The sequence below is a fragment of the Kribbella sp. NPDC000426 genome, assembly GCF_040300265.1.
Lineage (GTDB): Bacteria > Actinomycetota > Actinomycetes > Propionibacteriales > Kribbellaceae > Kribbella.
Genome location: NZ_JBEPDK010000001.1, coordinates 1,249,096 through 1,274,120 on the forward strand (window position 1 = coordinate 1,249,096; position 25,025 = coordinate 1,274,120).

Annotated in this window: 26 protein-coding genes; 11 read left to right on the top strand and 15 right to left on the bottom strand. The window is 68.4% G+C overall.

Going from position 1 to position 25,025, the window contains the following annotated elements; translation table 11 throughout:
* Positions 1 to 13: 13 nt before the first annotated feature.
* The gene (sucD, locus tag ABT313_RS06060) at positions 14 to 904 is read right to left on the bottom strand and encodes a succinate--CoA ligase subunit alpha (protein WP_350849184.1); all 891 of its coding nucleotides are present in this window, start codon (positions 902 to 904) and stop codon (positions 14 to 16) included.
* Between the two features lie 14 nt (positions 905 to 918).
* Positions 919 to 2,091 (bottom strand): ADP-forming succinate--CoA ligase subunit beta, encoded by a 1,173-nt coding sequence (gene sucC, locus ABT313_RS06065; protein ID WP_350849186.1) that lies wholly within the window; start codon positions 2,089 to 2,091, stop codon positions 919 to 921.
* A 129-nt stretch (positions 2,092 to 2,220) separates the two neighbouring features.
* On the opposite strand from sucC, the gene ABT313_RS06070 reads away from it, so the two are divergent.
* A complete protein-coding gene (locus tag ABT313_RS06070; protein ID WP_350849187.1) occupies positions 2,221 to 3,870 on the top strand; it encodes a glycoside hydrolase family 13 protein in 1,650 nt (549 codons plus the stop codon).
* A gap of 41 nt (positions 3,871 to 3,911) precedes the next feature.
* On the opposite strand, the gene ABT313_RS06075 is transcribed toward ABT313_RS06070, so the two are convergent.
* The 5 genes from ABT313_RS06075 to icmB all read right to left on the bottom strand — a co-directional run bounded on the left by ABT313_RS06075 (position 3,912) and on the right by icmB (position 8,164).
* On the bottom strand, positions 3,912 to 4,046 hold the full coding sequence (locus tag ABT313_RS06075; protein WP_350849189.1) for a hypothetical protein: 135 nt from the start codon (positions 4,044 to 4,046) through the stop codon (positions 3,912 to 3,914).
* Between the two features lie 12 nt (positions 4,047 to 4,058).
* Positions 4,059 to 4,913 carry a carbohydrate ABC transporter permease gene (locus ABT313_RS06080; RefSeq protein ID WP_350849191.1) on the bottom strand — a complete coding sequence of 285 codons (855 nt, stop codon included), beginning with the start codon at positions 4,911 to 4,913 and terminating at the stop codon, positions 4,059 to 4,061.
* Positions 4,913 to 5,971: a carbohydrate ABC transporter permease gene (locus ABT313_RS06085; protein ID WP_350849193.1), complete on the bottom strand. Its 1,059-nt coding sequence runs from the start codon at positions 5,969 to 5,971 to the stop codon at positions 4,913 to 4,915. Before ABT313_RS06085 ends, ABT313_RS06080 begins: the two co-directional genes overlap by 1 nt.
* A gap of 97 nt (positions 5,972 to 6,068) precedes the next feature.
* Positions 6,069 to 7,352 carry an ABC transporter substrate-binding protein gene (locus tag ABT313_RS06090; protein ID WP_350849195.1) on the bottom strand — a complete coding sequence of 428 codons (1,284 nt, stop codon included), beginning with the start codon at positions 7,350 to 7,352 and terminating at the stop codon, positions 6,069 to 6,071.
* A 392-nt stretch (positions 7,353 to 7,744) separates the two neighbouring features.
* Complete coding sequence (gene icmB / locus ABT313_RS06095; RefSeq protein WP_350849197.1) at positions 7,745 to 8,164, bottom strand: coenzyme B12-dependent isobutyryl CoA mutase small subunit; 420 nt, start codon at positions 8,162 to 8,164, stop codon at positions 7,745 to 7,747.
* Between the two features lie 147 nt (positions 8,165 to 8,311).
* Here icmB and ABT313_RS06100 point away from each other — a divergent pair, with 147 nt between their 5' ends.
* The 4 genes from ABT313_RS06100 to ABT313_RS06115 all read left to right on the top strand — a co-directional run bounded on the left by ABT313_RS06100 (position 8,312) and on the right by ABT313_RS06115 (position 12,111).
* On the top strand, positions 8,312 to 9,166 hold the full coding sequence (locus tag ABT313_RS06100) for an esterase/lipase family protein (protein WP_350849199.1): 855 nt from the start codon (positions 8,312 to 8,314) through the stop codon (positions 9,164 to 9,166).
* Positions 9,167 to 9,385: 219 nt separating this feature from the next.
* Complete coding sequence (locus ABT313_RS06105; RefSeq protein ID WP_350849201.1) at positions 9,386 to 10,288, top strand: M23 family metallopeptidase; 903 nt, start codon at positions 9,386 to 9,388, stop codon at positions 10,286 to 10,288.
* Positions 10,289 to 10,315: 27 nt separating this feature from the next.
* On the top strand, positions 10,316 to 10,834 hold the full coding sequence (locus ABT313_RS06110) for a DUF6886 family protein (RefSeq protein ID WP_350849203.1): 519 nt from the start codon (positions 10,316 to 10,318) through the stop codon (positions 10,832 to 10,834).
* Positions 10,831 to 12,111 (top strand): lanthionine synthetase LanC family protein, encoded by a 1,281-nt coding sequence (locus tag ABT313_RS06115; protein ID WP_350849205.1) that lies wholly within the window; start codon positions 10,831 to 10,833, stop codon positions 12,109 to 12,111. Before ABT313_RS06110 ends, ABT313_RS06115 begins: the two co-directional genes overlap by 4 nt.
* Here ABT313_RS06115 and ABT313_RS06120 read toward each other — a convergent pair.
* The 4 genes from ABT313_RS06120 to pcrA all read right to left on the bottom strand — a co-directional run bounded on the left by ABT313_RS06120 (position 12,101) and on the right by pcrA (position 16,981).
* Positions 12,101 to 13,081, bottom strand: a complete 981-nt coding sequence (locus ABT313_RS06120) for an NAD(P)-dependent alcohol dehydrogenase (RefSeq protein ID WP_350849207.1) — start codon at positions 13,079 to 13,081, stop codon at positions 12,101 to 12,103. The genes ABT313_RS06115 and ABT313_RS06120 overlap by 11 nt on opposite strands.
* A gap of 115 nt (positions 13,082 to 13,196) precedes the next feature.
* Positions 13,197 to 13,880, bottom strand: a complete 684-nt coding sequence (locus ABT313_RS06125; RefSeq protein ID WP_350849209.1) for a TetR/AcrR family transcriptional regulator — start codon at positions 13,878 to 13,880, stop codon at positions 13,197 to 13,199.
* 39 nt (positions 13,881 to 13,919) lie between these two features.
* Positions 13,920 to 14,480 carry a hypothetical protein gene (locus ABT313_RS06130; RefSeq protein ID WP_350849211.1) on the bottom strand — a complete coding sequence of 187 codons (561 nt, stop codon included), beginning with the start codon at positions 14,478 to 14,480 and terminating at the stop codon, positions 13,920 to 13,922.
* A gap of 185 nt (positions 14,481 to 14,665) precedes the next feature.
* Positions 14,666 to 16,981, bottom strand: coding sequence for a DNA helicase PcrA (gene pcrA / locus ABT313_RS06135; RefSeq protein WP_350849213.1), 2,316 nt, complete (start codon positions 16,979 to 16,981; stop codon positions 14,666 to 14,668).
* 77 nt (positions 16,982 to 17,058) lie between these two features.
* Between pcrA and ABT313_RS06140 the strand changes: the two genes are divergently transcribed.
* Positions 17,059 to 17,949, top strand: a complete 891-nt coding sequence (locus ABT313_RS06140) for an alpha/beta hydrolase (protein ID WP_350849215.1) — start codon at positions 17,059 to 17,061, stop codon at positions 17,947 to 17,949.
* On the opposite strand, the gene ABT313_RS06145 is transcribed toward ABT313_RS06140, so the two are convergent.
* Positions 17,923 to 18,279: a hypothetical protein gene (locus ABT313_RS06145; protein ID WP_350849217.1), complete on the bottom strand. Its 357-nt coding sequence runs from the start codon at positions 18,277 to 18,279 to the stop codon at positions 17,923 to 17,925. The genes ABT313_RS06140 and ABT313_RS06145 overlap by 27 nt on opposite strands.
* Positions 18,280 to 18,377: 98 nt before the next feature.
* Between ABT313_RS06145 and ABT313_RS06150 the strand changes: the two genes are divergently transcribed.
* Positions 18,378 to 18,983, top strand: a complete 606-nt coding sequence (locus tag ABT313_RS06150; protein ID WP_350849219.1) for a ClpP family protease — start codon at positions 18,378 to 18,380, stop codon at positions 18,981 to 18,983.
* Positions 18,980 to 19,588: a ClpP family protease gene (locus ABT313_RS06155; protein WP_350849221.1), complete on the top strand. Its 609-nt coding sequence runs from the start codon at positions 18,980 to 18,982 to the stop codon at positions 19,586 to 19,588. Before ABT313_RS06150 ends, ABT313_RS06155 begins: the two co-directional genes overlap by 4 nt.
* Here the strand turns inward: ABT313_RS06155 and ABT313_RS06160 are convergent.
* A complete protein-coding gene (locus ABT313_RS06160) occupies positions 19,585 to 20,655 on the bottom strand; it encodes a serine hydrolase domain-containing protein (protein WP_350849223.1) in 1,071 nt (356 codons plus the stop codon). The two genes, ABT313_RS06155 and ABT313_RS06160, sit on opposite strands and share 4 nt — an antisense overlap.
* A gap of 43 nt (positions 20,656 to 20,698) precedes the next feature.
* Between ABT313_RS06160 and ABT313_RS06165 the strand changes: the two genes are divergently transcribed.
* Positions 20,699 to 21,427, top strand: coding sequence for a PIG-L deacetylase family protein (locus ABT313_RS06165; RefSeq protein WP_350849225.1), 729 nt, complete (start codon positions 20,699 to 20,701; stop codon positions 21,425 to 21,427).
* 41 nt (positions 21,428 to 21,468) lie between these two features.
* Entirely contained in the window at positions 21,469 to 22,227 is a 759-nt protein-coding gene (locus ABT313_RS06170; protein ID WP_350849227.1) for an alpha/beta fold hydrolase, read from the top strand.
* 51 nt (positions 22,228 to 22,278) lie between these two features.
* Here the strand turns inward: ABT313_RS06170 and ABT313_RS06175 are convergent, their stop codons facing one another.
* A complete protein-coding gene (locus tag ABT313_RS06175; protein ID WP_350849229.1) occupies positions 22,279 to 23,601 on the bottom strand; it encodes a C1 family peptidase in 1,323 nt (440 codons plus the stop codon).
* Between the two features lie 137 nt (positions 23,602 to 23,738).
* On the opposite strand from ABT313_RS06175, the gene rpsR reads away from it, so the two are divergent.
* Entirely contained in the window at positions 23,739 to 23,981 is a 243-nt protein-coding gene (gene rpsR / locus ABT313_RS06180) for a 30S ribosomal protein S18 (protein ID WP_130443954.1), read from the top strand.
* A 15-nt stretch (positions 23,982 to 23,996) separates the two neighbouring features.
* Here the strand turns inward: rpsR and ABT313_RS06185 are convergent, their stop codons facing one another.
* Positions 23,997 to 24,989, bottom strand: a complete 993-nt coding sequence (locus tag ABT313_RS06185) for an ABC transporter permease (RefSeq protein ID WP_350849231.1) — start codon at positions 24,987 to 24,989, stop codon at positions 23,997 to 23,999.
* Between the last annotated feature and the right edge of the window lie 36 nt (positions 24,990 to 25,025).

The window sequence follows — 25,025 nt, forward strand, 5'->3', positions numbered from 1 at the left end:
GCTTCGAGCACTACTACTTGCTCAGCTCCTGCATGATCTCGCGCATCAGGTTGGCGGTCTCGGTCGGCGTCTTGCCGACCTTCACGCCCACGGCCTCGAGGGCCTCCTTCTTCGCGGCCGCCGTGCCGGACGAGCCCGAGACGATCGCGCCGGCGTGGCCCATCGTCTTGCCCTCCGGCGCGGTGAAGCCCGCGACGTAGCCGACGACCGGCTTGGTCACGTTCTCCTTGATGAACGCGGCCGCCCGCTCCTCGGCGTCGCCGCCGATCTCACCGATCATCACGATCGCGTCGGTGTCCGGGTCGTCCTGGAACGCCTGCAGCGCATCGATGTGCGTGGTCCCGATGATCGGGTCGCCGCCGATACCGATCGCCGACGAGAACCCGAAGTCCCGCAGCTCGTACATCATCTGGTAGGTCAGTGTGCCGGACTTCGACACCAGACCGATCCGGCCCTGGCCGGCGATGTCGGCCGGGATGATGCCGGCGTTCGACTCGCCCGGGGTGATGATGCCGGGGCAGTTCGGGCCGATGATCCGGGTCTTGCCGGACGCCTGCGCGGCGGCGAAGAACGCGGCGGTGTCGTGCACCGGCACGCCCTCGGTGATCACCACGACCAGCGGCACTTCGGCCTCGACGGCCTCCAGTACGGCGTCCTTGGTGAACTTCGGCGGGACGAAGATGACGGAGACGTTCGCGCCGGTCTCCTTCACCGCGTCCGCCACGGTGCCGAACACCGCGACCGACTTGCCGTCGAAGTCCTGGCTCTGGCCGGCCTTGCGCGGGTTCACGCCGCCGACGATGTTGGTGCCCGAGGCGAGCATCCGGGTGGTGTGCTTGGTGCCCTCGGAGCCGGTCATGCCCTGGACGATGACCTTGCTGTCCTTGGTCAGGAAGATAGACATTGTTCGGCGATCCCTTACTTCGCAGCCAGCTCGGCGGCGCGCTTGGCGGCGCCGTCCATCGTGTCGACCCGCTCCAGACCGGCGAGGCCCGCCTCGTCGAGGATCCGGCGGCCCTCCTCGGCGTTGTTGCCGTCCAGCCGGACGACCAGCGGCTTGGTGACGTGCTCACCGCGGCTCGCCAGCAGCTCGAACGCCTGCACGATGCCGTTCGCGACCGCGTCACAGGCGGTGATGCCGCCGAAGACGTTCACGAACACGCTCTTCACCTGCTGGTCGGAGATGATGATCTCCAGCCCGTTCGCCATCACCTCGGCGCTCGCACCGCCGCCGATGTCGAGGAAGTTGGCGGGCTTCTGGCCGCCGAACTCCTCACCGGCGTACGCGACGACATCGAGGGTGGACATGACCAGACCCGCGCCGTTGCCGATGATGCCGACCGAGCCGTCGAGCTTCACGTAGTTCAGGCCCTTGGCCTTGGCCGCCGCCTCCAGCGGGTCGGCCGCCGAGACGTCCTCGAACTCGGCGTGGTCCGGGTGCCGGAAGTCCGCGTTCTCGTCCAGCGTGACCTTGCCGTCGAGCGCCTCGACGTTGCCGTCCTCGAGCTTGACCAGCGGGTTCACCTCGACCAGCGACGCGTCCTCGCTGATGAACACCTCGTACAGCTTGACGATCTCCGGTACGACGGCGTCGATCACGTCGGCCGGGTACTTCGCGGCCTCCGCGATCTCCCGCGCCTTCGCCTCGTCGACACCGGTGGCCGGGTCGATCGAGATCTGCGCGACCGCGTCCGGGTTCGTGTGCGCGACCTCTTCGATCTCCATACCGCCGGCGGCGGAGGCGATGCAGAGGTAGTTGCGGTTGGCCCGGTCGACCAGGAACGAGAAGTAGTACTCCTCGGCGATCGCCGCGGCCGGGACGATGTTCAGGATCTTGACGACGTGACCCTTGATGTCCAGACCGAGGATCTCGCGGGCCTTCTCCTCCGCCTCGTCCGGGCTCGAGGCCAGCTTGACGCCGCCTGCCTTGCCGCGCCCACCGGTCTTGACCTGGGCCTTCACGACCACCCGGCCGCCGATCTTCTCGGCTGCCGCGCGGGCTTCCTCCGGAGTCGTGACAACCGCACCCACGGTCGTCCGCACTCCGTGCTTGGCGAAGACCGTCTTCGCCTGGAATTCCATCAGATCCACGAGTGTGGTCCCTCTCTCGCCTGTACGGGGCTTCTGACAGTAGCCACCCTCGTGCCGCGAGCAACAGCCGGGGTCCCGGCTGAGACGACGGTCACAGCGCGGCGGGTGTCTCATGTCAGGCTAGGTCACATGAGTGAGCCTGCACCCGACTCCGGGACCAGACCAGCTGACGACTGGTGGCGTAGCGCCGTCGTCTACCAGGTGTACCCGCGCTCGTTCGCCGACGCCGACGGCGACGGGACCGGTGACGTGAACGGCATCCGCGCCCGGCTGCCGTACCTCGCCGATCTGGGGGTCGACGCGATCTGGATCAGCCCCTGGTACCCGTCCCCGCTGCTCGACGGCGGGTACGACGTGGCCGACTACCGCGACATCAACCCGGAGTTCGGCACGCTGGCCGACGCCGACGCGCTGATCGCCGAGGCGCACGCGCTCGGTCTGCGGATCCTGATCGACCTGGTGCCGAACCACTGCTCCTGGGATCACCCGTGGTTCAAGGCCGCGCTGGCCGCGGGCAAGGGCTCTCCGGAGCGCGACCTGTTCTGGTTCCGGGACTCCAAGGACGGCGGTCCGCCGACCAACTGGCCGGCCGCGTTCGGCGGCGGGGCCTGGCAGCAGATCGAGGATGGGCAGTGGTACCTGCACCTGTTCGACATCTCCCAGCCGGACTGGAACTGGGACAACCCGAAGGTGATCGAGGAGTTCGACGCGATCCTGCGGTTCTGGTTCGACCGCGGCGTCGACGGGTTCCGGATCGACGTGGCCGATTCGATGGCCAAGGACGCGACCCTGCCCGACGTACCGCTGCACAACGGTGAGCCGACCCGGGAGAAGTACGTCGGGAACCCGTTCTACGACCAGCCCGGAGTCCACACCATCCACAAGCGCTGGCGTGCGATCGCCGACGAGTACGCCGATACGCCGCAGGGCGCCCGCGTGTTCGTGGCGGAGGCATGGCTGTCCCCGGCGGAGCGGCTCGCGCAGTACGTACGGCCCGACGAACTGCAGTCCGCGTTCAACTTCGACGCCCTCCGCGCCACGTGGGACGCGAAGGACCTGCGCCAGGTGATCGACCACACCACCGAGAACCTGTGGGCGGTCGGGGCGCCGGCGACCTGGGTGCTGAGCAACCACGACACGATCCGGCACCGCACCCGGTACGGCCGCGACAAGCGGGATGCGCTGGAGGGCGCGGGCGTCGTACCGACAGATCTGGAGCTCGGACTGCGTCGGGCGCGGGCTGCGGCGCTGCTGGAGCTGGCGCTGCCGGGCGGCGCGTACATCTACCAGGGCGACGAGCTCGGGCTGCCTGAGGTCGAGGACCTGCCGGAGGACGTGCTCGACGACCCGACCTGGGAGCGCTCCGGCCACACCGTCCGTGGCCGCGACGGCTGCCGCGTACCGATCCCGTGGTCCGGCACAGAGCCGCCGTACGGCTTCGGCCCCGGCACAGCGCAGCCATGGCTCCCGCAGCCGGCCGACTGGTCGGGTCTCACCGCGGAGTCGCAGGCTGGAGACCCGGACAGCCACCTCAGTCTGTACAAGGCGGCACTCCGGATCCGCCATGACCACCCGGCGCTCGGTGCCGGCCGTTTGGTGTGGGATGCCGACGCTCCGGCCGGCGTGCTGTCGTTCACCCGCGAACCCGGGTTCCGCTGCGTGGTCAACATCGGCGACGCCCCGGTCGCCCTGCCGGCGCACGAGCGGATCTTGCTTGCCAGCGAACCGCTCGACGGTCAGGAACTGCCCGTCGACGCGGCGGTGTGGCTCGAGAGCTGACCCAAGCGAAACGGCCGGAGCACCATGGCTCCGGCCGTTTCCTATCTGTAGCGGTTACCGCAGACGATCGCGTCGATCCCGATCTTCGCCGTCCCGCCGGTCCCGGTCCTCCCGGTCGCGGCGGTCGCGATCCTCACGATCCCGCCGGTCCCGGTCATCCCGGTCCCGGCGGTCACGGTCGCGCCAGCTCACTTCACGCCACCTGCCGTGAGGCCTGCGACGATGCGGCGCTGGAACAGCAGTACGGCGATGACGAGCGGGATCGTGACCACCACACCGGCGGCCATCTGGCTGCCGAACGGCTGGTCGCGGCCGGTCGTACCGGTGAACTGCGAGATGATCACGTTCGCCGTCTGGATCGACTTCTTGTTGGTCATGCTCAGCGCGATCAGGAACTCGTTCCAGGCCGCGATGAACGTGATGATCGCGGTGGTGAACACACCGGGCGCCGCCAACGGGATGATGACCTTGCGGAAGGCCTGCGCCGGCGTACAGCCGTCCACCATCGCCGCCTGCTCGAGCTCCTGCGGCATCTGCCGGAAGAACGACGTCAGGTTCCACACCGCCAGCGGCAGTGCGAACGACAGGCTCGGCACGATCATCGCCTGGTAGGTGTTGATCCAGTTGATGTCGACGAACAGCTTCAGCAGCGGCACGACCAGGGAGATGCCGGGGAACATCGACGTGGTGATGATGATCGCCAGCACGATGTTCTTGCCCCGGAAGTCGAGCCGGGCCAGCGTGTAGGCCGCCACCATGCCGATGACCAGCGTCAGGATCGTCACCGACCCGGCCACGATCAGGCTGTTCAGCAGACCGCGGCCGAAGCCGTTCGAACCGCTGAACACGTCCTTGAAGTTCTGGATCGAGAACGGCGCCGGGATGATCTTGTTCGAGAACTGGTCCGACGGCTTACGGAAGGCCGAGACGACCATCCAGTAGAACGGCGCCAGGCAGTAGACCACGATCACCGCGACGCCGATCAGCGGCGCCCACCGGCGCAGCGGACCGGCCTCGGCCGGCTGGGGAGCTACGGCAGCCATTACTGTCCACCTCCACCTGATGCAGTGACAGCGCCGACCGCGGTGTTCGGGGCGCCCTGGGCCGCGTTCTTCTTCCGCCAGCGCTTGCCGTTACCACCGCCGGGCTTCTTGGCCCTGGCCTCACCGATCACATCTGCTCCGAGGATCTTCACGAACAGGTACGCGACCACGGCGACGTAGACGAACAGCACTGTCGCGTAGGCGGCCGCCGGCCCGTATCTGGTGTTGAACGCTTCGTCGTAGGCCAGCATCGACAACGTCTCGACCGAGTCCTTGTGCGGACCGACCAGGACGAACGGCAGGTCGAAGATCCGCAGCGTGTCGAGGATCCGGAACAGCACTGCCACCAGCAGTGCCGGCTTCACCAGCGGCAGCGTGATCCGGGTGAAGGTCTTCCACGCGTTCGCCCCGTCCACCTTGGCGGCCTCGTAGACCTCGGCCGGGATGGTCTGCAGCCCGGCCAGGACCAGGAGGCCGATGAACGGTGCGGTCTTCCAGGTGTCGGCGATGATCACCGAGAGCTTGGACTGCCAGCCTTCGGTCGACCACAGGATCTGGGTGCCGATCAAGGTGTTGGCGATGCCGTCGGCCTGGAAGATCCACTTCCACAGCAGCGCCGAGATGACCGTCGGGATCGCCCAAGGCACCAGGATGCTGGCCCGGACGATGCCGCGGCCCTTGAAGGCCTTGTGCATGATCAGCGCCATCGCGACGCCGAGCACCGTCTCCAGCACGATGCAGACCACGGTGAAGAACGTCGTGTTGTAGAACGCGTTCCAGAACCGGCGCCCGGTGTCGCCCTTGAAGATGGCGGTGTAGTTGTCGAGCCCGACGAACGTCGAACCCTTGACGATGAACCCGTTCGCGTCGAGGTGCTGGCCGCTCTGGAACAGCGACTCCCGCAGTGCCGACATGATCGGGAACAGTACGACGACGCCGAGTACGAGCAGCGTCGGCGAGAGCAGGATCGCGGCCAGCCGGCCGGTGCCCTCGTTGAACCGCTGCTGCTTCTTCGGCTCCTTGGCCGGCCGTTCGAGGACCGGCGTGGTTGCAGTCACCTGCGCCTCCTTTGCTTCCCGGGCGGAACCCGGGCAGGGACTGGCCGGGGCCGGTGCGTGGTCATAACCTCCCCACACACCGGCCCCGGCACGACGGTCATTGCGTGATGAGCGACTGCAGCTTGGTCTGCAGGTCGGACAACGCCTGGTCCGGCGTCGACTTGCCGTTCAGCGCGTTGTACGCCGCTTCCTGGATGGCAGCCGTCACGTCGCCGTACTTGACCACCCGCGGCCGCGGCTGGGCGCCGAGGATCGACGCCTTCAGCGGTGCGAGGTACGGGAACTGCTTGTTCAGCGTCGCGTCGTCGTACAGGGACTGCCAGGTCGGCGCCTGCGACGTCTTCTCGATGTTCGCCTTCTGGCGGGCCTCGCTCGCCATGAAGTTGATGAAGTCGATCGCGGTCGCCTTGTTCTTGGCGAACGAGCTGATCGCGTAGTCGTGACCGCCCAGCGACGAGACGCCGGCGCCGTCCTTGCCCGGCAGCGGTGCGACGCCGAACTTACCGGCCACCTTCGAGGAACCGTCGGTCTTGCTCGCGAGCGAGTAGACGTAGGGCCAGTTGCGCAGGAACAGCAGCTTGCCGTCCTGGAACGCGCGCCGGCTCTCCTCTTCCTTGTAGGTGATCGCGGCCTTCGGGATAGCGCCGGTCTTGAAGCCGTTCACCAGCTCCTCGAGCCCGGCCTTGGCCTCCGGGGTGTTGACGTCCGGCTTGCCGTCCTTGCCGACGACCGAACCGCCGGCGGAGTTGACCGCCTCGGAGAAGTTGACCGTCAGGCCCTCGTACTTCTCGAACTGACCGGCGTAGCAGCTCATGCCCTTTGCCTCGGGCAACGCGGCCACCTTGGTGCAGTCCGCGGTCATCTCGTCCCACGTCTTCGGGGCGTCCGCGATACCGGCCTTGGTCAGCAGGTCCTTGCGGTAGTAGAGCAGACCGCCGTCGGAGGTGATCGGCACGCCGTACAGCTTGTCGCGGTACTTGGCGGTCTCCACCGTCGCCGGGATCAGCTTGCCCAGGTCGGGCACTTTGTCCTCGGGGATCTGGGTGATCCACTGGTTCGCCGCGAACTCCGACGTCCAGACCACGTCCATCACCAGCACGCTGTACGCGTCGGACTTGGCCGTGGCGTTCTGCACCATCTGCTGACGCTGGGCGTCGGCGTCCTCGGGCAGCTCCTTCAGCTCGACCTTCTCGTTCGGGTGCGAGGCGTTCCAGGCGTTGATCTGGTTCTGCAGGTTCCCGGACGTGTCCTTGCCGCCGGCAAGGGTGATCGGTCCCCGGCCCTCGAGCGCGCCGGCCGAACTGCCCCCGCCGCTGCTGCTTCCGTCATCGCCACTACCACACGCGGTGGCGAGCAGCGCGAGGCTGCTTGCGACAGCCACGAAGGCCGTCCTGCGTGCGTGTGATCGTTCAAACCTCATCGTTTACCTGCCCTCTCCCGATGGGACGTATCGCTTGGTCCGGCCTGGTTGATCGCAGACCCCCACCGCACTGCGATCCGCCATGTCCGGACAGTAACCGAGAACGGGGCCGATGTGTTCTGAGCCACACACAGTCCTGCTCGACGGTCTCTGAAACGGACAGCCGCATGGCTGTATGCGACCGCGTTTGGGAAGCCCGCACAACCGGGCATTTCCTAACGATTCGGTATTACCGATTAGTAACCTGGCTGAAACGGGCAGGACTGTTCAGAACGACTCCGGGCAGTCGTCATCACGCTCCGGAGCGGATCCGAGACTCCGGTAGCTGTCGAGCGGCGCTGCTCAGGCGGGGCTCAGGCCGGTGACGCAGAGGCGTCGCCGACGTGCCCGCGGACCCACTCGACGATCTCGGTGGTGGTCGCGCCGGGGGTGAAGATCTTGTGTACGCCGAGCTCGGCCAGCGGCTGCAGATCCGCGTCCGGGATGATCCCGCCGCCGAACACCACGATGTCCTCGGCGTCCCGCTCGGCCAGCAGTTCACGCACCCGCTTGAACAGCGTCATGTGCGCTCCGGACAGCACCGACAGGCCGATCGCATCCGCGTCCTCGGCGATCGCCGTCTCGACGATCTGCTCGGGAGTCTGGTGCAGACCGGTGTAGATGACCTCCATGCCGGCGTCGCGCAGCGCGCGGGCCACGACCTTGGCGCCGCGGTCGTGACCGTCCAGACCGGGCTTGGCGACGACGACGCGCAACGGGCTCGTAGCAGGCATGCTCGCAGGCTAACCGGTGAGAACCTCACGGATAAGACACGGAGCTGTGTGTTCCCCGCCACGCACGACGGGAACCGGTTACCGTGGCTCGATTTATAGTTGGAGGGATCGGACCATCGGGGGGTCTGGTTTTGTGAGGAGTCGCCCATGAGTTCCTGGCAGGACGACCTCCGCGGCGCGCTGGACGGACTCGCGTACGGCGCCCGCTCCGCACTCTCGCCCAGCGTGCTGCAGGGCGCCGCCGTCGAGCTCGGCTGGCTGACCACGCATCTGGCGATGTATCCGCTCGGCCTCGTAGGTGGGACCTCGCGAGCGCTTCCGGCCCGGCTGAACCTGGCCGGCCTCGGTCCCGCCCAGCGCGGCCTGCTGGTCAGCGACGTACGGGCCGCCGGTACGCCGATCCTGCTGGCGCACGGGATCATCGACAACCACACGATCTTCGCGCTGATGCGTCGGCACCTGGTCCGTCGCGGGTTCAGCAGCATCCACACGTTCTCGTACTCGCCGCTGACACTCGACGTCCGTCGTACCGCCGAGCGGATGGGCCGGGAGATCGAGGCGATCTGCGAGGAGTCCGGGTCGGACCAGATCCACGTCATCGGGCACAGCCTGGGCGGACTGATCGCGCGGTACTACGTCCAGCGGCTCGGCGGGGACGAGCGGGTGCACACCTGCGTCACGCTCGGTACGCCGCACCAGGGAACCGTGGCGGCCAAGCTGCTGCCATGGCCGCTCGTGAAGCAGGTCCGGCCGGACAGCGACCTGATGGCCGAGCTGGCCGAGCCGGCGCCGGACTGCCGGACCAGGTTCGTCGCGTTCTACAGCGACGTCGACCAGCTGATCGTGCCGCAGCGGCGGGCCCGGATCCGGCATGCCGACCTGCTGGCGAGCAATGTCCGCGTGCACGGGGTCGGTCACCTGTCGCTGCCGTTCCACGGCGACGTCGTACACCAGATCACCGGGATGCTGGCCCACCTCGACGAACAGCCCAAAACTGCCTGATCGGTCAGCCTTCTGGACGCTCGCGGCTGATGCACGTGCAGGCGCGCATGCAAAAGTTTCGTGAAGGAGAGGCGGAAAACACCGGGACAGGGTTTGTGGCCCCGTGACTGATCCGTTATCGTGCGTCAGGTCCCTAGCGGGAATAAACCCCCGACCAGGGATGGGAAGAGCCTCCCTAGCTCCTCTCAAGCCCCTCCCCTGTGACCGAAAGGCCACGTTGTGTCCCAGCACCGTGCCGCGGGAGACCGCGTCACGCCCGGCAACGCTGCGCGCAAACCCGGCGCAGGACGTCATAGTGCCAAGCATCGCGTCGCCAGGCGTAATACCCCCAGCAGCACCCAGATCGTCGGACTGACCGCCGCGCTCGCCGCGGCCGCCGGAGCGGTTGGCTTCAGTGCCAGCACCCTGGCGTCGCCCACCCAGGCGAACTCCGCGGTGAACCTTGCCGCGTTGGGCCTGGACAGCGGGCAGCAGCTGTCCGGCATCACCACGGCACGCATCCAGGCGCGCCAGCTCGCCACCCGTGACTCCTCCCGGGTCCAGCTGGCCGACACGACCACCAAGAAGCAGTCCGCCGCCGCGCAGCTGGCCAAGGCCCGCGCCGCGAAGCTGACCGCCACCCAGGCACTGACCGCGAAGCGCGCGAGCGCTCTGGCCGCCGCGAAGGCGAAGGCCGACCTGGCCGCCAAGACCGCCCGCGAGTCGGCCACCCGCTGCCAGATCATGCTTACCGGCTACCACATCACCGCGACCTTCGGTCAGGGCGGCAGCCGCTGGGCCCACAACCACACCGGCCTCGACTTCGCCGCCCCGATCGGCACCCGGATCGGCGCCGTGATGAAGGGCGTCGTGATCTTCGCCGACTGGGCCGGTCCGTACGGGCGCCAGGTCCAGGTCCGGCACGAGGACGGCACCGTCACCTGGTACAACCACATGTCGAAGTTCAGCGTGTCGGTCGGCGAGACCGTGTACGCCGGTGACCAGGTCGGCGCGGTCGGGATGACCGGCAACACGACCGGCCCGCACCTGCACTTCGAGGTCCACCCGGACGGCGGCCAAGCGGTCGACCCGGACCCGTGGCTCCGCAACCACTGCGGCCTCAACCCGTACACCGCCGGCTAGCACTCCCCGAGCAGTAAGCTGCGGCGCATGCGCCCGGCTGCCGGCGAAGTACTGCATTTCTCCGAAGATCCGACCATCACGACCTTCCGTCCGTACGTCGCGAAGACCAACGGCAAGGTCACGCCGTACGTCTGGGCTGTCGGCCACGACCGCGCCCCCGACTACTGGTTCCCGCGGCAGTGCCCCCGTGCGATGGCATGGGTGGGCCCCGCGACGACTCCCGAGGACCGCGACCGCATCATCGGCGCCGGCTCCGGCACCCGCGTGCACGCCGTCGAGTACGGCTGGCTGGACGCGATCCGCTCGGTCGAGCTGTACGCGTACCGCCTCCCGGCCGACGAGTTCGTCGAGCACGACGCCGCGGTCGTCGCCACGACCGAGGTCCGGCCGCTGGGTCCGCCCGAGCGCGTCGGCGACCTGTTCGCGCTGCACGAGGAGGCCGGCATCCAGCTCCGGGTCATGCGGCGACTGCACGACTTCTGGGCCGAGGCCGTCACGAGCACCCTCGAGTGGAGTGGGATCCGGATGCGGAACGCCAAGCCATGACGTACGTCGATGTGGCCGAGGCGGCCTGGGCCTGGGTGCGGAACCAGGTCCGATGGGACGAGGACGGGCCGTGGATCCCCGAGGCCGCAGGCGGTGACAAGCCGGTCGAGTACATCGACGGCATGCACAGCGGGATCGGCGGGCTCGCGTACACGCTGGCCGAGATCCGTCTGACCCGTCCTTGGACGACCGCCGAGCAGGAGCTGGCGACCGGGATCGCCGACCGCATCCGTGCCCTCGTCCCGAAGGACAGCTCGACCACCTTCTTCGACGGTCAGGTCAGCTCGATCGGGATCCTGAGCGCTCTCGACGAGCCGGGTACGGACGCCGCGCTGCAACGGATCCGGGACCTCGAAACCGACGACGGCTGGCCGGAGAGCTTCCTCGACGAGCCGCGGTACGAACCGGGTGCGTTCGCCAACGACGTCACGCTCGGCACATCGGCGGTTCTCCTCGGAGCGGTGTGGGCGATGCACCGCGGCTCGGACGCGGCGGCTCTTGCCTCGCATGCGGCCGACCTGGTGCTGGCCGAGCTGGAGGAGACTCCGACCGGCGTGAACTGGCAGTTCGTATCCCGGCGGTTCCGGTCCGACGAGGCAGCCGAGATGCCGAACTTCTCGCACGGCTTGGCCGGCATCGCTGCCGCGCTGGCGGTCGCCGGCGTGGACCTGGGCCGGCCCGAGCTGATCGACGTGGCGCGGCGTGGGGCCGAGCATCTGGTCAGCATCGGGATCAACGACGACAAGGGTTTCCGGGTCGCGCGGGTGATTCCGTGGGCCGAGCGGCACGGCGACGAGTTCACGTACAACTGGTGCCACGGCGGGGCGGGGACGGCGTTGGTGTTCAGCGCGCTCGAGTACGCCGACGTGAAGGAGGTGGCTGGTGAAACGCCGGCGACCTGGCATCGGCGTTGTCTGGACAGCGTCCGGTACTCCGGGATCCCTGAGCGGCTGCATCCGGGCTTCTGGGACAACGACGGTCGCTGCTGCGGTACTGCGGGAGTGGGCGACGCGTTCCTGGACACCGGCGACGGCCAGGACCTGGAGTTCGCCGTACTGATGGGTGACACGCTGCTCGACCATGCGCATCACGAGGGCAGTCATGCGTACTGGCGCTTCGTCGAGCATCGCAATGAGGACCCGCTGCTGCCGCCCGGGGTCGGATGGATGCAAGGGGCGGCCGGTATTGCGGCGTACCTGTTCCGGCTGCAGCGGGTGCTGAGCGGCGATCAGCGGGTCGTGGAGCGGATGGACAATTGGTGGGCGGTCAGACGGTGATGACGACCTTTGCGCGGGCGTGTTCGCCCTCTAGATAACGCATTGCGTCAGCCGTGGCTGCGAGCGGGTAGGTGCGGTCGATGATCGGCACCACCTTCCCCGTCGCTGCCAACTCGCGCAGGGTCGCGAGGTTCTCCCGGCTCGCTTTCACGGTCAGTAGGACGATCCGGCGACCGACGAACGGCGACAGTAGTTTGCCGCGCATCATCAGGCCCATCGGGCCGAGCAGGCTTCCGCCCTTGTAGACACCGCCGCCGGACAAGACCAGCAGACCACCGGGTTTAAGGACGCGGCGGAGGTCGGACAGCGAGCGATTGCCGACCAGATCGAGTACGACGTCGTAGCGGCGATCCGAGCGCGCGAAGTCGGTGGTGGTGTAGTCGATCAGGTCGTCGGCGCCGGCCGATCGGACCAGCTCGAGATTCCGCCAGCTGCAGACGCCGGTGACGTTCGCGCCGTACGCCTTGGCCAGCTGGACGGCGAAGGTGCCGACGCCGCCGGATGCGCCGTTGATGAGAATCTCCTGGCCTGGTTGGAGTTTCGCGACGTCGCGGATGCCGATCAGTGCGGTGTTGGCGGCCAGGGGTATTGCTGCTGCCTGCTCGAAGGTGAGGTTGGCGGGCTTGTTTTCGATCCGGTGCTCGGGGGCGCTGACGTACTCCGCGAAGGCGGCGGGGGCGTCGCCGTACACCTCGTCGCCGGTCTGGAAACGGGTGACTTCGGGGCCCACTGCTTCGACCGTGCCGGCGAAGTCGGTGCCGCGGATGCGCTCGTTCGGGCGGCGCCGGCCGAGGTCGGCGGACATGCGGGCGATGTATGGGTCGCCGCGGAGGATGTGCCAGTCACGCGCGTTCAGCGCGGCCGCACGAACGCGAACGAGAACCTGGTCGCCGGTCGGCCGCGGGGTATCCACGTCGGCAAACCGGAGGACGTCTGGTGAACCGTACTTGTCCTGAACGATGGCCTTCATACCCCACCCCTTACGCTGTAAGTCTCTCTTACGCCGTAAGACTGACTTACACCGTAAGAAACGTCAAGAGCTCGCGCGGTGCGCGGCGCGGGGGCGGGTGGCGCGGGGGCGGGGGTTACTTGGTGGCGAGGTGGGCTAGGCCGTTGAGGATTAGGTCGAGGGCGAACTCGAACTCTTGCTGGTCGTCGCACCAGCCGATGGTGGAGTCGGGGTCGTCGTGGGCGACTTCGGCGAGCATGCCGGCCAGGTTCGGGATCTGGTCGGCGAGGTCGGCGAGCAGGCGGGCGTCGGCGTCCGGGTTCGGGGCCGCGTTCGCGGGGTCGAACAGTTCCTGGGTGAAGCCGAGGGCGCGGCTGCCGAGGGCGTGCAGGGCGTGATGGGCGAGGTCGTACGAGAAGCCGCCCGACCGCATCAGCCCGACCAGCCGGTCGTGGTAGATGACGACCGCCGGACGCATCGTCGTACGGCTCTCCAGCAGGCGTGGCGCCCACGGGTGCCGCAGCAGCACGGCCCGCGCGGTGAGGATGCGGTGCCGCATCGCGGCTTTCCAGTCGTTGACGACGGTCAGCCGGTCGACGGCTTCGTTGATCTCGGCCATCAGCATGTCGACGATGCCGTCGAGCAGATCGTTCTTGTTCGCGACGTGGTAGTACAGCGACATCGCCTCGGCACCGAGCGCTTCGCCGATCCGGCGCATGGTGACGGCGTCGAGGCCGTCGGCGTCGGCGATCTCGACCGCGGCCCGCAGTACCCGGTCGCGGCTCAGCGGCGTCCGCGGCGCCGGCGCCTGACTAGCCACTGATAATCCTCCAAACGCTGATTCGTACAGCGTAAGGGGTCAGCGCTGCCAGACCTCGGCGGTGGTGAGGAACGCGGACGAGCCCGGCTTGTCCGGCGACCCGTCGACCTGCACAAAGCCCGGCACCGACGCGCCGCCGATCGACACGGTCGCCGACCGGACCGGCGCGATCACCAGGCTGAGGCTGTGGTTCCCCTCGGCGAGCTGGAAGTTGTCGGTCGCGAACAGCCGCCGGTCGAGGACGCCGCCCATCTCGATCTGGATATCGGCGGCCTTGGCGCTCAGCCCGTCCGCGAGGTTCATCGACACCTGGACCAGGTCGCGCTCGACGGCCGGCTCGTGCCACGGCAGCCCCTGCACCTCGAGGAACGAGCGGACGAAGTACCGCTCCAGCCAGGAAGCGAGGTCGACGTCCTCGGAGACCACCCGGACGATCCCGTCGAACCACAGCACGACCGCCGTCCCCGAGCCGCGGATCGACCAGTCGACCATCCAGATCGAGGCGTACGCCGTCACCTTGCCATGCTCGTCGAACAGCCGCAGCCCAGGATTGGCCCCCGCCAGGATGATCCGGCGGCTGTTGCCAGACGACTTGGACATGAGGGAGGACGCTTCCGGGAGGGGCCGAAGATCCTTGATTGTCTCAATCTCCGGCCCAGATGCAACGCAACCGTCCAAAAGGTTGACGTGGACTTGCGATTACCGGCCGCCGCCGGCCCGCCACGGATGGCCACGTTCAGCCGCCGCGACCGGACCATCGGGCCCGGCATAGACGACCCGGGGACTCAGATCTTCTCCACCGGCGCGTACCGCAGCAGCAGCCGCTTCACGCCCTCGGACCCGAAGTCGATATCGGCCTGCGCCTGCTGCCCCTCGCCACGGACCACGACGACCGTGCCCATCCCGAACGTGTCGTGAACGACGCGATCACCCGGGTTGAGGCTGATCACCGGCTTGTCCGAACCGCGTGAGCGGGTCGGCTCGTACCGGCTGGGGATGCCGCTGCCGCGGACCGTCCCGGTGCCGGACCAGCGGGTGATCGCGGACTCGTCGCGCCGCCAGTCGAGCAGCTCGCCCGGGATCTCCTCCAGGAACCGCGACGGCGGATTGTGCTGCGGAGCGCCGTACGCCGAACGCACCGCGGCGCGCGAGATCGCCAGTCGCTGCCGGGCCCGGGTGATGCCGACATACGCGAGCCGGCGCTCCTCCTCGAGCTCCTTCAGGTCGGTCAGCGAACGCGAATGCGGGAAGACGCCGTCCTCCATGCCGGTCAGGAACACGACCGGGAACTCCAGGCCCTTCGCGGTGTGCAACGTCATCAGCGTGACCACGCCGTCGGTGGCCGCGTCCGGGATCTGGTCCGCGTCGGCGACCAGCGCGACCCGCTCGAGGAACGCCTGCAGATCGGCCGCTTCACCGGCCGCCGTCCGCTCCTCGACGAATTCGCGCGCCACCGAGATGAACTCGTCCAGGTTCTCCAGCCGGGTCTCGTCCTGCGGATCCGGCGACTTCTGCAGGGTCTCGTAGTACCCCGAGCGGTGCAGCGCGACGTCGAGGATGTCGTCCGGCGGCGCACCCGAGTCGACCATCGCGGTCAGCTCGTCGAGGATGTCCACGAAGGCCTGCACGGCGTTCACCGAGCGCGATGCCATCGCCGGCGCGTCCTCGGCCCGGCGCATCGCGGCCGCGAACGAGATCCGGTCCCGCGCCGCCAGCGCCTCGATCGCCGCCTCGGCCCGGTCGCCGATCCCGCGCTTCGGCTCGTTCATGATCCGGCGCAGCGAGACCGTGTCCTCCGGGTTCGTCAGCACGCGCAGGTACGCGAGCGCGTCGCGGACCTCCTTGCGCTCGTAGAACCGGACGCCGCCGACCACCTTGTACGGATGGCCGGTGCGGATGAAGACCTCTTCGAAGACCCGGGACTGCGCGTTGGTCCGGTAGAAGACCGCGACGTCGGACGGCTTGATCCCGTCGGCGTCGGTGAGCCGGTCGATCTCGTCGGCGACGAACTGCGCCTCGTCGTGCTCGTTGTCCGCGACGTACACCGCGATCTGCTCGCCCTGGCCCTGGTCGGACCAGAGGTTCTTCGCCATCCGGCCCTCGTTGCGGGCGATCACCGCGTTGGCCGCGGACAGGATCGTCTGGGTGGAGCGGTAGTTCTGCTCGAGCAGGATCGTCTCGGCGCCGGCGAAGTCCTCCTCGAACGCGAGGATGTTGCGGATCGTCGCACCGCGGAACGCGTAGATCGACTGGTCGGAGTCGCCGACCACCATCAGCTCGGCCGGCGGAGCGGTCGGGTTCTTCTCGTCGACCGGGTCCTCGGCACAGAGCTCACGGATCAGCGTGTACTGCGCGTGGTTGGTGTCCTGGTACTCGTCGACGAGCACGTGGCGGAACCGGCGGCGGTAGTACTCACGGACTTCGGGGAAGGCCTGCAGCAGGTTGACCGTGGTCATCAGCAGGTCGTCGAAGTCCAGCGCGTTCGCCTGGGCGAGCCGCTCCTGGTAGGTCCGGTAGCACTCGGCGTAGGTCTCCTCGAGATGGTTCTCGGCCTTCGCCGCGGCCGTCTCGTGGTCGATCAGCTCGTTCTTCTGGGTGCTGATCCAGTTCAGCACGGCGCGCGGGTTGTACCGCTTGACGTCGAGGTCGAGCTCGCGGCAGACCAGCGTCATCAGCCGGCGCGAATCGGTGTCGTCGTAGATCGAGAACGTCGAGCTGATCCCGAACCGCTTGATGTCGCGGCGCAGGACCCGCACACACGAGCTGTGGAACGTCGAGACCCACATCAGCTTCGCCCGCGGCCCGACCAGGTCCACCACCCGCTCGCGCATCTCCGCGGCGGCCTTGTTGGTGAACGTGATCGCCAGGATCGACCCGGGGTGCGCGTCCCGCGCCGCCAGCAGGTAGGCGATCCGCCGGGTCAGCACCCGGGTCTTGCCCGAACCCGCACCGGCCACCACCAGCAGCGGCTTGCCGGAGTGCACCACGGCCGCGCGCTGCTGCGGATTCAGCCCCTCGAGCAGCGAATCCGGGTCGGTCCGGGACGTCTTCGGCTCCTCCAGCGGCACTGGGAGCTCATCAGGCGAGAACAGCGTAGTCATCACTCAACACCTTAGGCGCTCCCCCCGACACTTTCCGAAAACCGCCGGTGGACGGCCGGGAACTTAGGGTGCTGAGCATGGATCAGACTACGCGGTACGACGCGCTCGTGGACCGGGCCGAGGTGCTGTACGAGGCGGAGCGGTACGGCGAGGCGCTCGAGCTGGTCACGGCCGAGAGCGGCGGGCTGGAGCCGTGGTTCGCGGAACTGGCCCACCTGAAGGCGTGTCTGCTCGGTGCCGGCGGTGACGCCGACGCAGCGCTGCGGGCGCTGCAGGAAGCGAGCGCGGCGGGCGCTTGGTGGGCGCAGGGGATCCTCGTCGATGACGACGACTTGGCCGGGCTGCGCGGGCGCCCGGAGTTCGAGGAGTTGGTCGCGGTGTCCGCAGCGCGGGTGAGCGACGATCCGGTTCCGGCGCTGATCGCCGCGCCGGACGGACCGGCGGTGGGCGTGGTGGTGGCGCTGCACGGGGCCGGTCAGACCGCCGCGCACGCTCGGCAGGACTGGGCCGGGGTGCTGGACCGCGGCTACGCGCTGATCTGCGTGCAGTCGTCGCAGCGGATGTCGACGAACTACCGGACGTGGCCTGATCCGGAGCATGCCGCATCCGACATCAGGCACGCGATGGACGTGTTGCCCGTCGAGCTGCACGACGTACCGATGATCGCGGCCGGGTTCTCGGCCGGCGGGCGGGCCGCGCTGAACTGGGCGCTGACCGCGCAGCCGATGCCGGTCGTCGGCGTGCTCGCGCTCGCGCCGGCCTTGCGTGAGCTACCGGCGACCGCGGCCAGAAAGTTGTCGCCGGCAACGATCTGGATCGGGACCGACGACGATCTGCTCGAGGTCGCCGAAGGCGCGGCCGACAAGCTCGAAAGCTTCGGCTGCACGATCGAACGGATACCGGGACTGGGACATACGTTCCCGGCCGACTTCGACGAGCGGCTAGGAGACCTGGCGGGTCAGGTGTAGCACCACGGGTGTGGGCCCGCCGATCCAGAGCAGCTTGGCGTTGTGGTCGTCGTACGACGTGATCCGCAGGCCCGGGACGCCCTCGATCTGGCCTTCGTAGTCCTTCGCCGCCAGGTGCGCGACGACGTCGGCGAGCTCCGGTCCGTCCGACCACTCGATCCGCGCCAGGTCGGGACGCGCCTGCCACATGTCGACCCAGCCCGCCGGGTCCTCGCTGAACAGCGTCGTACGCAGGATCATCGACGCGGCGCCGAGCAGGGTCGCGGCCGGCGTCGCCGTCAGTTCCAGCAGCGTGCGTTCCTGCGCGGTCAGGTCGTCAGTCAAAATCACCCGCAGGACATTGCCACAAGAGCAGCTTTGCTGTGGGCAGACTTGCCGTGAGCAGAAAAGCTGGGGTACGGCGGTTCGCCGGGGTCAGGGTGGACGACATGGCAGAAGACATGAAACCGCCGATGTTCAACGAGACGGCCCGGCAGCGGTTGCTCGCGCAGCGGGTCGTCGTCCTGGACGGCGTACTCGACGACGACAACGGGACTCTGCTCGCCAGCCAGATCATGACGCTGGCAGCCGAGGACCCCGACACCGGAATCGCGTTGTGGATCCACTCGCCCGGCGGTTCGGTGCCGTCGATGCTGGCCATCCGGGACGTGATGCGGCTGGTGCCGTGCGACGTGTCGACGCTGGCGATCGGACTGGCCTGCAGCGCGGGTCAGTTCCTCCTCTCGGCCGGTACGCCGGGCAAGCGGTACGCGTTGCGGCACGCCCGCGTGCTGATGCACCAGGGCTCGGCCGGGATCGGTGGCTCCGCGGTAGAGATCGAGATCCAGGCCAACGACCTGCGGCACATCCGCGACACCGTGCTCGGACTGATCGCCGAGGACACCGGTCAGCCGTTCGAGACCGTGCACGAGGACTCGCTGCACGACCACTGGTACACCGCCGAACAGGCCCGTGAGTACGGCTTCATCGACCACGTCGTCGAGTCGTTCGACCAGGTCATGCCCAAGAAGAAGAAGGAGGAGGTGGCGGCATGAGCAGCTACATGATCCCGAACGTGATCGCCCAGCATCCGCGGGGCGAGCGGATCATGGACGTCTACTCGCACCTGCTCAGCGAACGCATCATCTACCTGGGTACGGCGATCGACGCCGGCGTCGCCAACGCGCTGATCGCGCAGCTCCTGCATCTCGAGGTCGACAAGCCGGAGCAGGAGATCAACCTGTACATCAACTGCGAGGGCGGCGACATGACCGCGATGCTCGCGATCTACGACACCATGCAGTACATCCAGTCGCCGGTGGCGACGTTCTGCGTCGGGCAGGCGATCTCGGCCGGGGCGGTGTTGCTGGCCGGGGGTGCGGCCGGGCGTCGCGCCGTACTGCCGCATGCACGGATCGTCCTGCACCAGCCCGCGGCGAGTGGCCGGGGGACGATCCCGGACCTGATCCTGCAGGCCGACGAGGTCGTACGGGTCCGCGGTCAGGTCGAGTCGATCCTGGCCCGGCACACCGGACAGACGATCGAGCAACTGCGCCACGACACCGATCGCGACCACGTGCTGACGGCGGAGGGCGCCAAGTCGTACGGCCTCGTCGACCACGTGATCACCGAACGGCTGCAGGTGCCCGCGCTGGCCTAGCCGGCGGACTCGAGCACCTTGTCGGCCACGGCGGCGTGGTGGTTGAGATCGGCGGTGGGACGGCCGACCCGATTCGTCAGGTACGCGTACGCGATCCGGCGATCCGGGTCGGCCCACCCGATACAGCAGTTGCTGCCGTTGTGACCGAACGTCCGCGGGCTGCTCAGCGATCCGAGCGACGTCGACGCGCCCTCGATCCACCGCGGTCCACCGAGCTGGAACCCTTGCGACCAGCGGATCGGGGCCCGCGCGGTCCGGTCGACATCACCCTCGCTGCTCGGCTCACACGCCACCGCGAGCGTCTCCGGCCGCAGCAGCGCGCCGCCGAGCAACGCCTGGTAGAAAGTCACCAGGTCCCGCGCCGTCGTCGACATCCCAGCAGCCGGTACGACGGCCTCGCGCGTGCTGCGCCGATTCACGACGGACTGGATGAACGGTCCGAGCGGACCCGCGGCCCGGACCGGCACATGCCGCTCCCACAGGTCGCCGGGCAGCCCCAGGTACGTGTCGGCGACCCCGATCGGCTCGAGGACGAAGCGCCGTACGAGCTCGTGGATCGGGACTCCGCTGCAGCGCCGCGCGACCTCGCTCAGGATGAACCCGTAGGCGAGCGGGCTGTACGCGACGGTGCCGATCGGCCAGCGCGGCTTGGTCTCCTCGATCCGGCGGAGCGAGCGGTTCCAGTCGGTCATCGCGCGGACCTCACCGACGTACGAGCCGGCGTTCGTCACGCCGGACCGGTGCCGCAGCACGTGACGGACGGTGATCTCGCGCTTCCCGTTCTCGCCGAACTCCGGCCAGTACGCCGCGACCGCGTCGTCGAGGTGCAGCCGGCCGGACTCGACGAGTTGGTGGATCACGACGGCGAGGTACGCCTTGCTCGCGGAGAAGAGCCAGAACAACGCGTCCGGTGCGCACCCGAAGGAGCGATCCACGACCACCTGGCCGTCGCGAACGACACACAGCTGCGCGATGGCCCCGCGGGCCTCGATCAACTCAACCGCTTGTGTCAGTCCAGCGGGGTCGAGGCCGGCGTCCTGCGGATCGCACGTGCCACCGAACTCCATGAATTCAACTGTGCCCGTCCGGGCAAACGGCTAGGCTCGCCAAGTGACAGTGCCTGAGGCGAATCCGCGGCCGGACAGTGAGATCGAGCGGGTGCTGGTGGTCGTCGCACACCCCGACGACATCGACTTCGGCGGGGCCGGCACGGTCGCGTTGTGGACCAAGGCCGGGATCGACGTGCACTACTGCATCGTCACCGACGGTCAGGCCGGCGGCTTCGAGCCGGAACGCGATCGCGCCGAGATTCCCGCCGTACGACGGGCCGAGCAGACGGCCGCCGCGGGCCATGTCGGGGTCCACGACCTGCACTTCCTCGGGTACTCCGACGGCGCGGTCGAGCCGACGTTCGAGCTGGTCCGCGACATCAGCCGGGTGATCCGCACGGTCCGTCCGCAGCGGCTGCTCACACAGTCGCCGGAGCGGGTGTGGTCCCGCCTCCAGGTCTCCCACCCGGACCACCTGGCCGCGGCCGAGGCCGCCGTACGGGCGTTCTACCCGGCGGCCGGCAATCCGTACGCGTACTTGGATCTGGCCGCGGAGGCCTGGGACGTCGACGAGCTGTGGATGATGGACCACCCGGACGTCAACCACCACGTCGACATCACCGACACGTTCGACCAGAAGCTGGCCGCGCTGATGTCGCACACCAGCCAGCACCGCGACCCTGACGCCCTGCTCAGCGGGATCCGCGCACACTTCGCCGAGGTGGCCGCGAGCGCCGGCTTCCCGCCGAACCACTACGCCGAGGACTTCACCGTCATCCGGATGCGCTAATCGGTTTGCTGGAAGCCGGTTCGACCGGCGATCGTTCGACCATGACTATCTCTTACACCGTGGTCGGCGACGGGCCGACGGTCCTGCTCATGCATGCCGGGGTCGCCGACGCCCGGATGTGGTCCGCCCTGGTGGAAGACCTCCGCGACGACCACCAGGTCATCACACTCGACCTGCGTGGGTACGGCGAGACCCCGCTCGAGCCCGCAGCGAAGTACTCCGACGCCGGTGACGTGCTGGCGGTTCTGAACGAGGTCGGCGCGGGCGCGGTGTCCGCCGTCGGAGCGTCGTACGGCGGGTACGTCGTACAGCAGGTGGCGAGCCGGGAGCCGGAGCGGTTCGCCCGCGTGGTGCTGCTGTGCGCCCCGACCGACAACGTCGAGCCCGACGAGGCGCTGCGTGCACTCTGGGCCGAGGAGAACGCGCTGATCGACGCCGGTGACGTGGCCGGTGCCACCGAGCTCACCGTCGACCGCTGGATCGGCCCGGACGCCACCGACGAGGCCCGCGCCCTCCTCCGCACCATGCAGCAGCACGCGTACGACGTCCAACTGGCCGCCGGCGACGTGGACAACGAGGAATGGCCGGTCGAGCCCGAGCGCATCACCGCCCCCGTCTGGCTCGTCACCGGCGCCCACGACTTCCGCTTCTTCACCGACAGCGCCGACTACCTGGCCGCCCGCCTCCCCACCTCAGAACGCACCGACCTCCCCTGGGCAGGCCACCTCCCCCTCCTCGAACGCCCCACCGAAACCACCACCCTCATCCGCACAGCCCTCACCGAGCCTGTGGACGAGTGAACGTAGAACGGACCCCGGCCGGGGGCCGGGGTCCGTTGGGTGTGGGGTGGGTCAGTCGGCGAGGGCGCCCATCGGGTCCCAGGCGGGGAGGACGATCGGCTCGTCGTCGAGGCGGGCCTGGAGCTCGGCGGGGAGGGCCGAGCGGCGGACCGCGATCTCGAAGACGTGCTCGCCGAACCAGGAGTCGTTCATGGTCCAGAAGCCGCTGTCGGCCTTCTCGTCGCCCCAGCTGTTCTCGACGCGCCAGCGGCGCGGCTTGCCGTCGACCAGGTCGACGCCGGTGAACAGCATCGCGTGCGTCATCAGCGTCTCGTGGTGCACCAGCCGCTCGGCCTTGTCGAGCGTGAACTCGGTGTCGTAGACCGAGCCGTAGTCGTACAGCTTGGCGTCCCAGAAGCCGAGGTCGGAGTTCATCTGCTTGCCGACGTCGCAGCCGAACCAGACCGGCTCGCCGCCGACGATCGCGTCCTGGGTGAGCTGCTTCATCAGGTCGATCTCGACGTTCAGGTAGACCACCGGCGGGGCGTCGATGACGTTGCCGAGGTAGTCGACGGTGAAGGTCTTGCCGACCGGGCTGGTCGCCCGCGGGTCGTGCACGAGGCAGACGTAGTCGTCGACCGGCAGCTGCACGTACGCCGCGGCGAACTCGGTCGGCGTGGTCCAGCCGTCGCGGTGGAAGCCCTTGTCGGAGTCCTTCCACTGCCACAGGAACTTCTGCGGCGGCGTACCGAGGTGGATGCTCAGCACCCGGTGCACGGTGGTCAGGATCTCGCGCTTGCGCTCGCGGCGGGCCTCGTCACCCTCCAGCGCCCGCAGGTCGCGCGCGCCCTGACGCAGCAGCTTGCGCAGCGCGTCGTTCAGCTGGGCGGTCGCGGACGAGCTCTCGGTCTCCGGCATCGCCGACTTCGGCACCAGGCCGTGCTTGCGGACCAGTGCGATGAACATGTTCCACTGGCCGCCGTCGCTGATCGGGTCGGACAGCAGGTGCGCCACCGTCCGGTCGTCGGCGTCCCGGCCGGCGGTGTCGATCATCGCCTCGAGGAAGAAGTTGGCCCGCTCGAACTTGTCCCAGAACAGCACGTAGTTCTGCGAGAACTCGAAGTCCTTGACCCCGAGCTTCCCGGCCGCGCCGACCCGGAGCAGGTTCAGCCCGGCGAACATCCAGCACCGGCCGCTCTTCTTCTGGTTCGTCACCTTCCAGTCGTCGAGAAGATTCGACACCGAATGGTCTATCGACGTGACGACCTGACGGTCGAGGGCAATGCTGTTGACCGGCGTCTGCGTGACGGCGTTCTGCATCACCCGGTACTGCGGGTTCGACGCGAACTCCTTCTCGAAGAGCGCGAGCTGATCGGCTGTGAGATTCCGCTCCATAAGAGTCGACGGTATAACAGCCACCAAGCCTGGACAGCCGTTACCGGGGTGGCGAATCCATGCCCTGGCCGAAACGCGCCACCCGTGGACGCGTGAGTTAGGCTAGTTGAAAACGACATTCAAGAAGGAGTGGCGCCATGGCCCGACGCCCGGCCCCGACCGGCAAGCGCAAGCCGAAGCAGAACCCGCTGGACCGCGACGGCATCACCTATATCGACTACAAGGACACCGCGCTGCTGCGGAAATTCATCTCCGACCGGGGCAAGATCCGCTCCCGCCGGGTCACCGGGCTGTCGGTGCAGCAGCAGAAGCAGGTCGCCCGCGCGATCAAGAACGCCCGCGAGATGGCCCTGCTGCCCTACACGTCGGCGGGCCGCTGATCCGGCCCCGATCCGTCACTGCAGCCGCACGCGCGGATCGATCACGCTGTAGGCGAGGTCGACGATCAGGTTCATCGCGACCAGCAGCACCGAGCCGAGCAGCACCGTGCCCATGATCACCGGCAGGTCGTAGTCGCTGACCGCGTCCAGCGCCAGGACGCCGAGCCCCGGCAGGTCGAAGATCTTCTCGGTGAAGATCGCCCCGGACAAGCTGGCGGCGAGGTCCAGGCCGAAGATCGTGACGACCGGGATCAGCCCGGCGCGGAGCGCGTGCTTGTAGGTGACGGCCCGGTCCGACAGGCCCTTGGCGCGCGCGGTCCGGATGAAGTCCTCGTTCAGCGTCTCCACCATCGACCCGCGGGAGTAGCGCGCGTAGTCGGTGCACCCGTACAGGCTCAGGATCACCCACGGCGCGATCAGGCCGGTGAACCAGTGCCACGGGCTCTCGAGCGGCGAAACCCACCCGCTCCGCGGCAGGATCGGGTAGAGGATCGTCAGGTAGAGCGCCGCCATCAACCCGACAATGTAGTACGGCACCGAGCTGATCAGCAGTGTGCCGCTCATCATCATCCGGTCCCCCGGCGTACCGCGTCGTCTGGCCGCCATCGCGCCGGCACTCACACCGATGGTCAGCACGAGTACGCCGTACCCGAGGACCAACGAGGCGGTCACCGGCAGCCGGGCCATCAGCGTGCCGGTCACGGGGCGGTCGTTCTTGAACGAGAAGCCCAGGCACGGCACCGAGCAGTGCTGGACCACGCCGGACGTCTCGAAGTCGCGCCCGACCACGATGCCCTTGGCATACCGCGTGAACTGCTGGACCTTCGGCTCGTCGAGGTGCAGGTTCGCCCTGATCTCGTTGTACCGCGACTGCGGGCACTTGCGCTCACCGCAGATCGCGGCGGCCGGGTCCGTCGGCGCGATGAAGAACAGTGCGAACGTCGCGACCAGGGTCACCGCGACCACGCTGATCGCGGACACGACCCGGCGTACCACGTAGTGCAACACGACGCTGCCCCCCTCGAAATCCCACCCGGTCGGTGG

Excerpts from the sequence above, each read along its gene's own strand:
- ABT313_RS06080 (WP_350849191.1), bottom strand. The coding sequence starts at position 4,913 with ATGGCTGCCGTAGCTCCCCAGCCGGCCGAGGCCGGTCCGCTGCGCCGG.
- ABT313_RS06140 (WP_350849215.1), top strand. The coding sequence starts at position 17,059 with ATGGATCAGACTACGCGGTACGACGCGCTCGTGGACCGGGCCGAGGTG.
- sucD (WP_350849184.1), bottom strand. The coding sequence starts at position 904 with ATGTCTATCTTCCTGACCAAGGACAGCAAGGTCATCGTCCAGGGCATG.
- ABT313_RS06170 (WP_350849227.1), top strand. The coding sequence starts at position 21,469 with ATGACTATCTCTTACACCGTGGTCGGCGACGGGCCGACGGTCCTGCTC.
- ABT313_RS06110 (WP_350849203.1), top strand. The coding sequence starts at position 10,316 with ATGCGCCCGGCTGCCGGCGAAGTACTGCATTTCTCCGAAGATCCGACC.
- ABT313_RS06100 (WP_350849199.1), top strand. The coding sequence starts at position 8,312 with ATGAGTTCCTGGCAGGACGACCTCCGCGGCGCGCTGGACGGACTCGCG.
- ABT313_RS06175 (WP_350849229.1), bottom strand. The coding sequence starts at position 23,601 with ATGGAGCGGAATCTCACAGCCGATCAGCTCGCGCTCTTCGAGAAGGAG.
- ABT313_RS06130 (WP_350849211.1), bottom strand. The coding sequence starts at position 14,480 with ATGTCCAAGTCGTCTGGCAACAGCCGCCGGATCATCCTGGCGGGGGCC.
- icmB (WP_350849197.1), bottom strand. The coding sequence starts at position 8,164 with ATGCCTGCTACGAGCCCGTTGCGCGTCGTCGTCGCCAAGCCCGGTCTG.
- ABT313_RS06115 (WP_350849205.1), top strand. The coding sequence starts at position 10,831 with ATGACGTACGTCGATGTGGCCGAGGCGGCCTGGGCCTGGGTGCGGAAC.
- rpsR (WP_130443954.1), top strand. The coding sequence starts at position 23,739 with ATGGCCCGACGCCCGGCCCCGACCGGCAAGCGCAAGCCGAAGCAGAAC.
- ABT313_RS06150 (WP_350849219.1), top strand. The coding sequence starts at position 18,378 with ATGGCAGAAGACATGAAACCGCCGATGTTCAACGAGACGGCCCGGCAG.
- ABT313_RS06160 (WP_350849223.1), bottom strand. The coding sequence starts at position 20,655 with ATGGAGTTCGGTGGCACGTGCGATCCGCAGGACGCCGGCCTCGACCCC.
- pcrA (WP_350849213.1), bottom strand. The coding sequence starts at position 16,981 with ATGACTACGCTGTTCTCGCCTGATGAGCTCCCAGTGCCGCTGGAGGAG.
- ABT313_RS06070 (WP_350849187.1), top strand. The coding sequence starts at position 2,221 with ATGAGTGAGCCTGCACCCGACTCCGGGACCAGACCAGCTGACGACTGG.
- ABT313_RS06155 (WP_350849221.1), top strand. The coding sequence starts at position 18,980 with ATGAGCAGCTACATGATCCCGAACGTGATCGCCCAGCATCCGCGGGGC.
- ABT313_RS06120 (WP_350849207.1), bottom strand. The coding sequence starts at position 13,081 with ATGAAGGCCATCGTTCAGGACAAGTACGGTTCACCAGACGTCCTCCGG.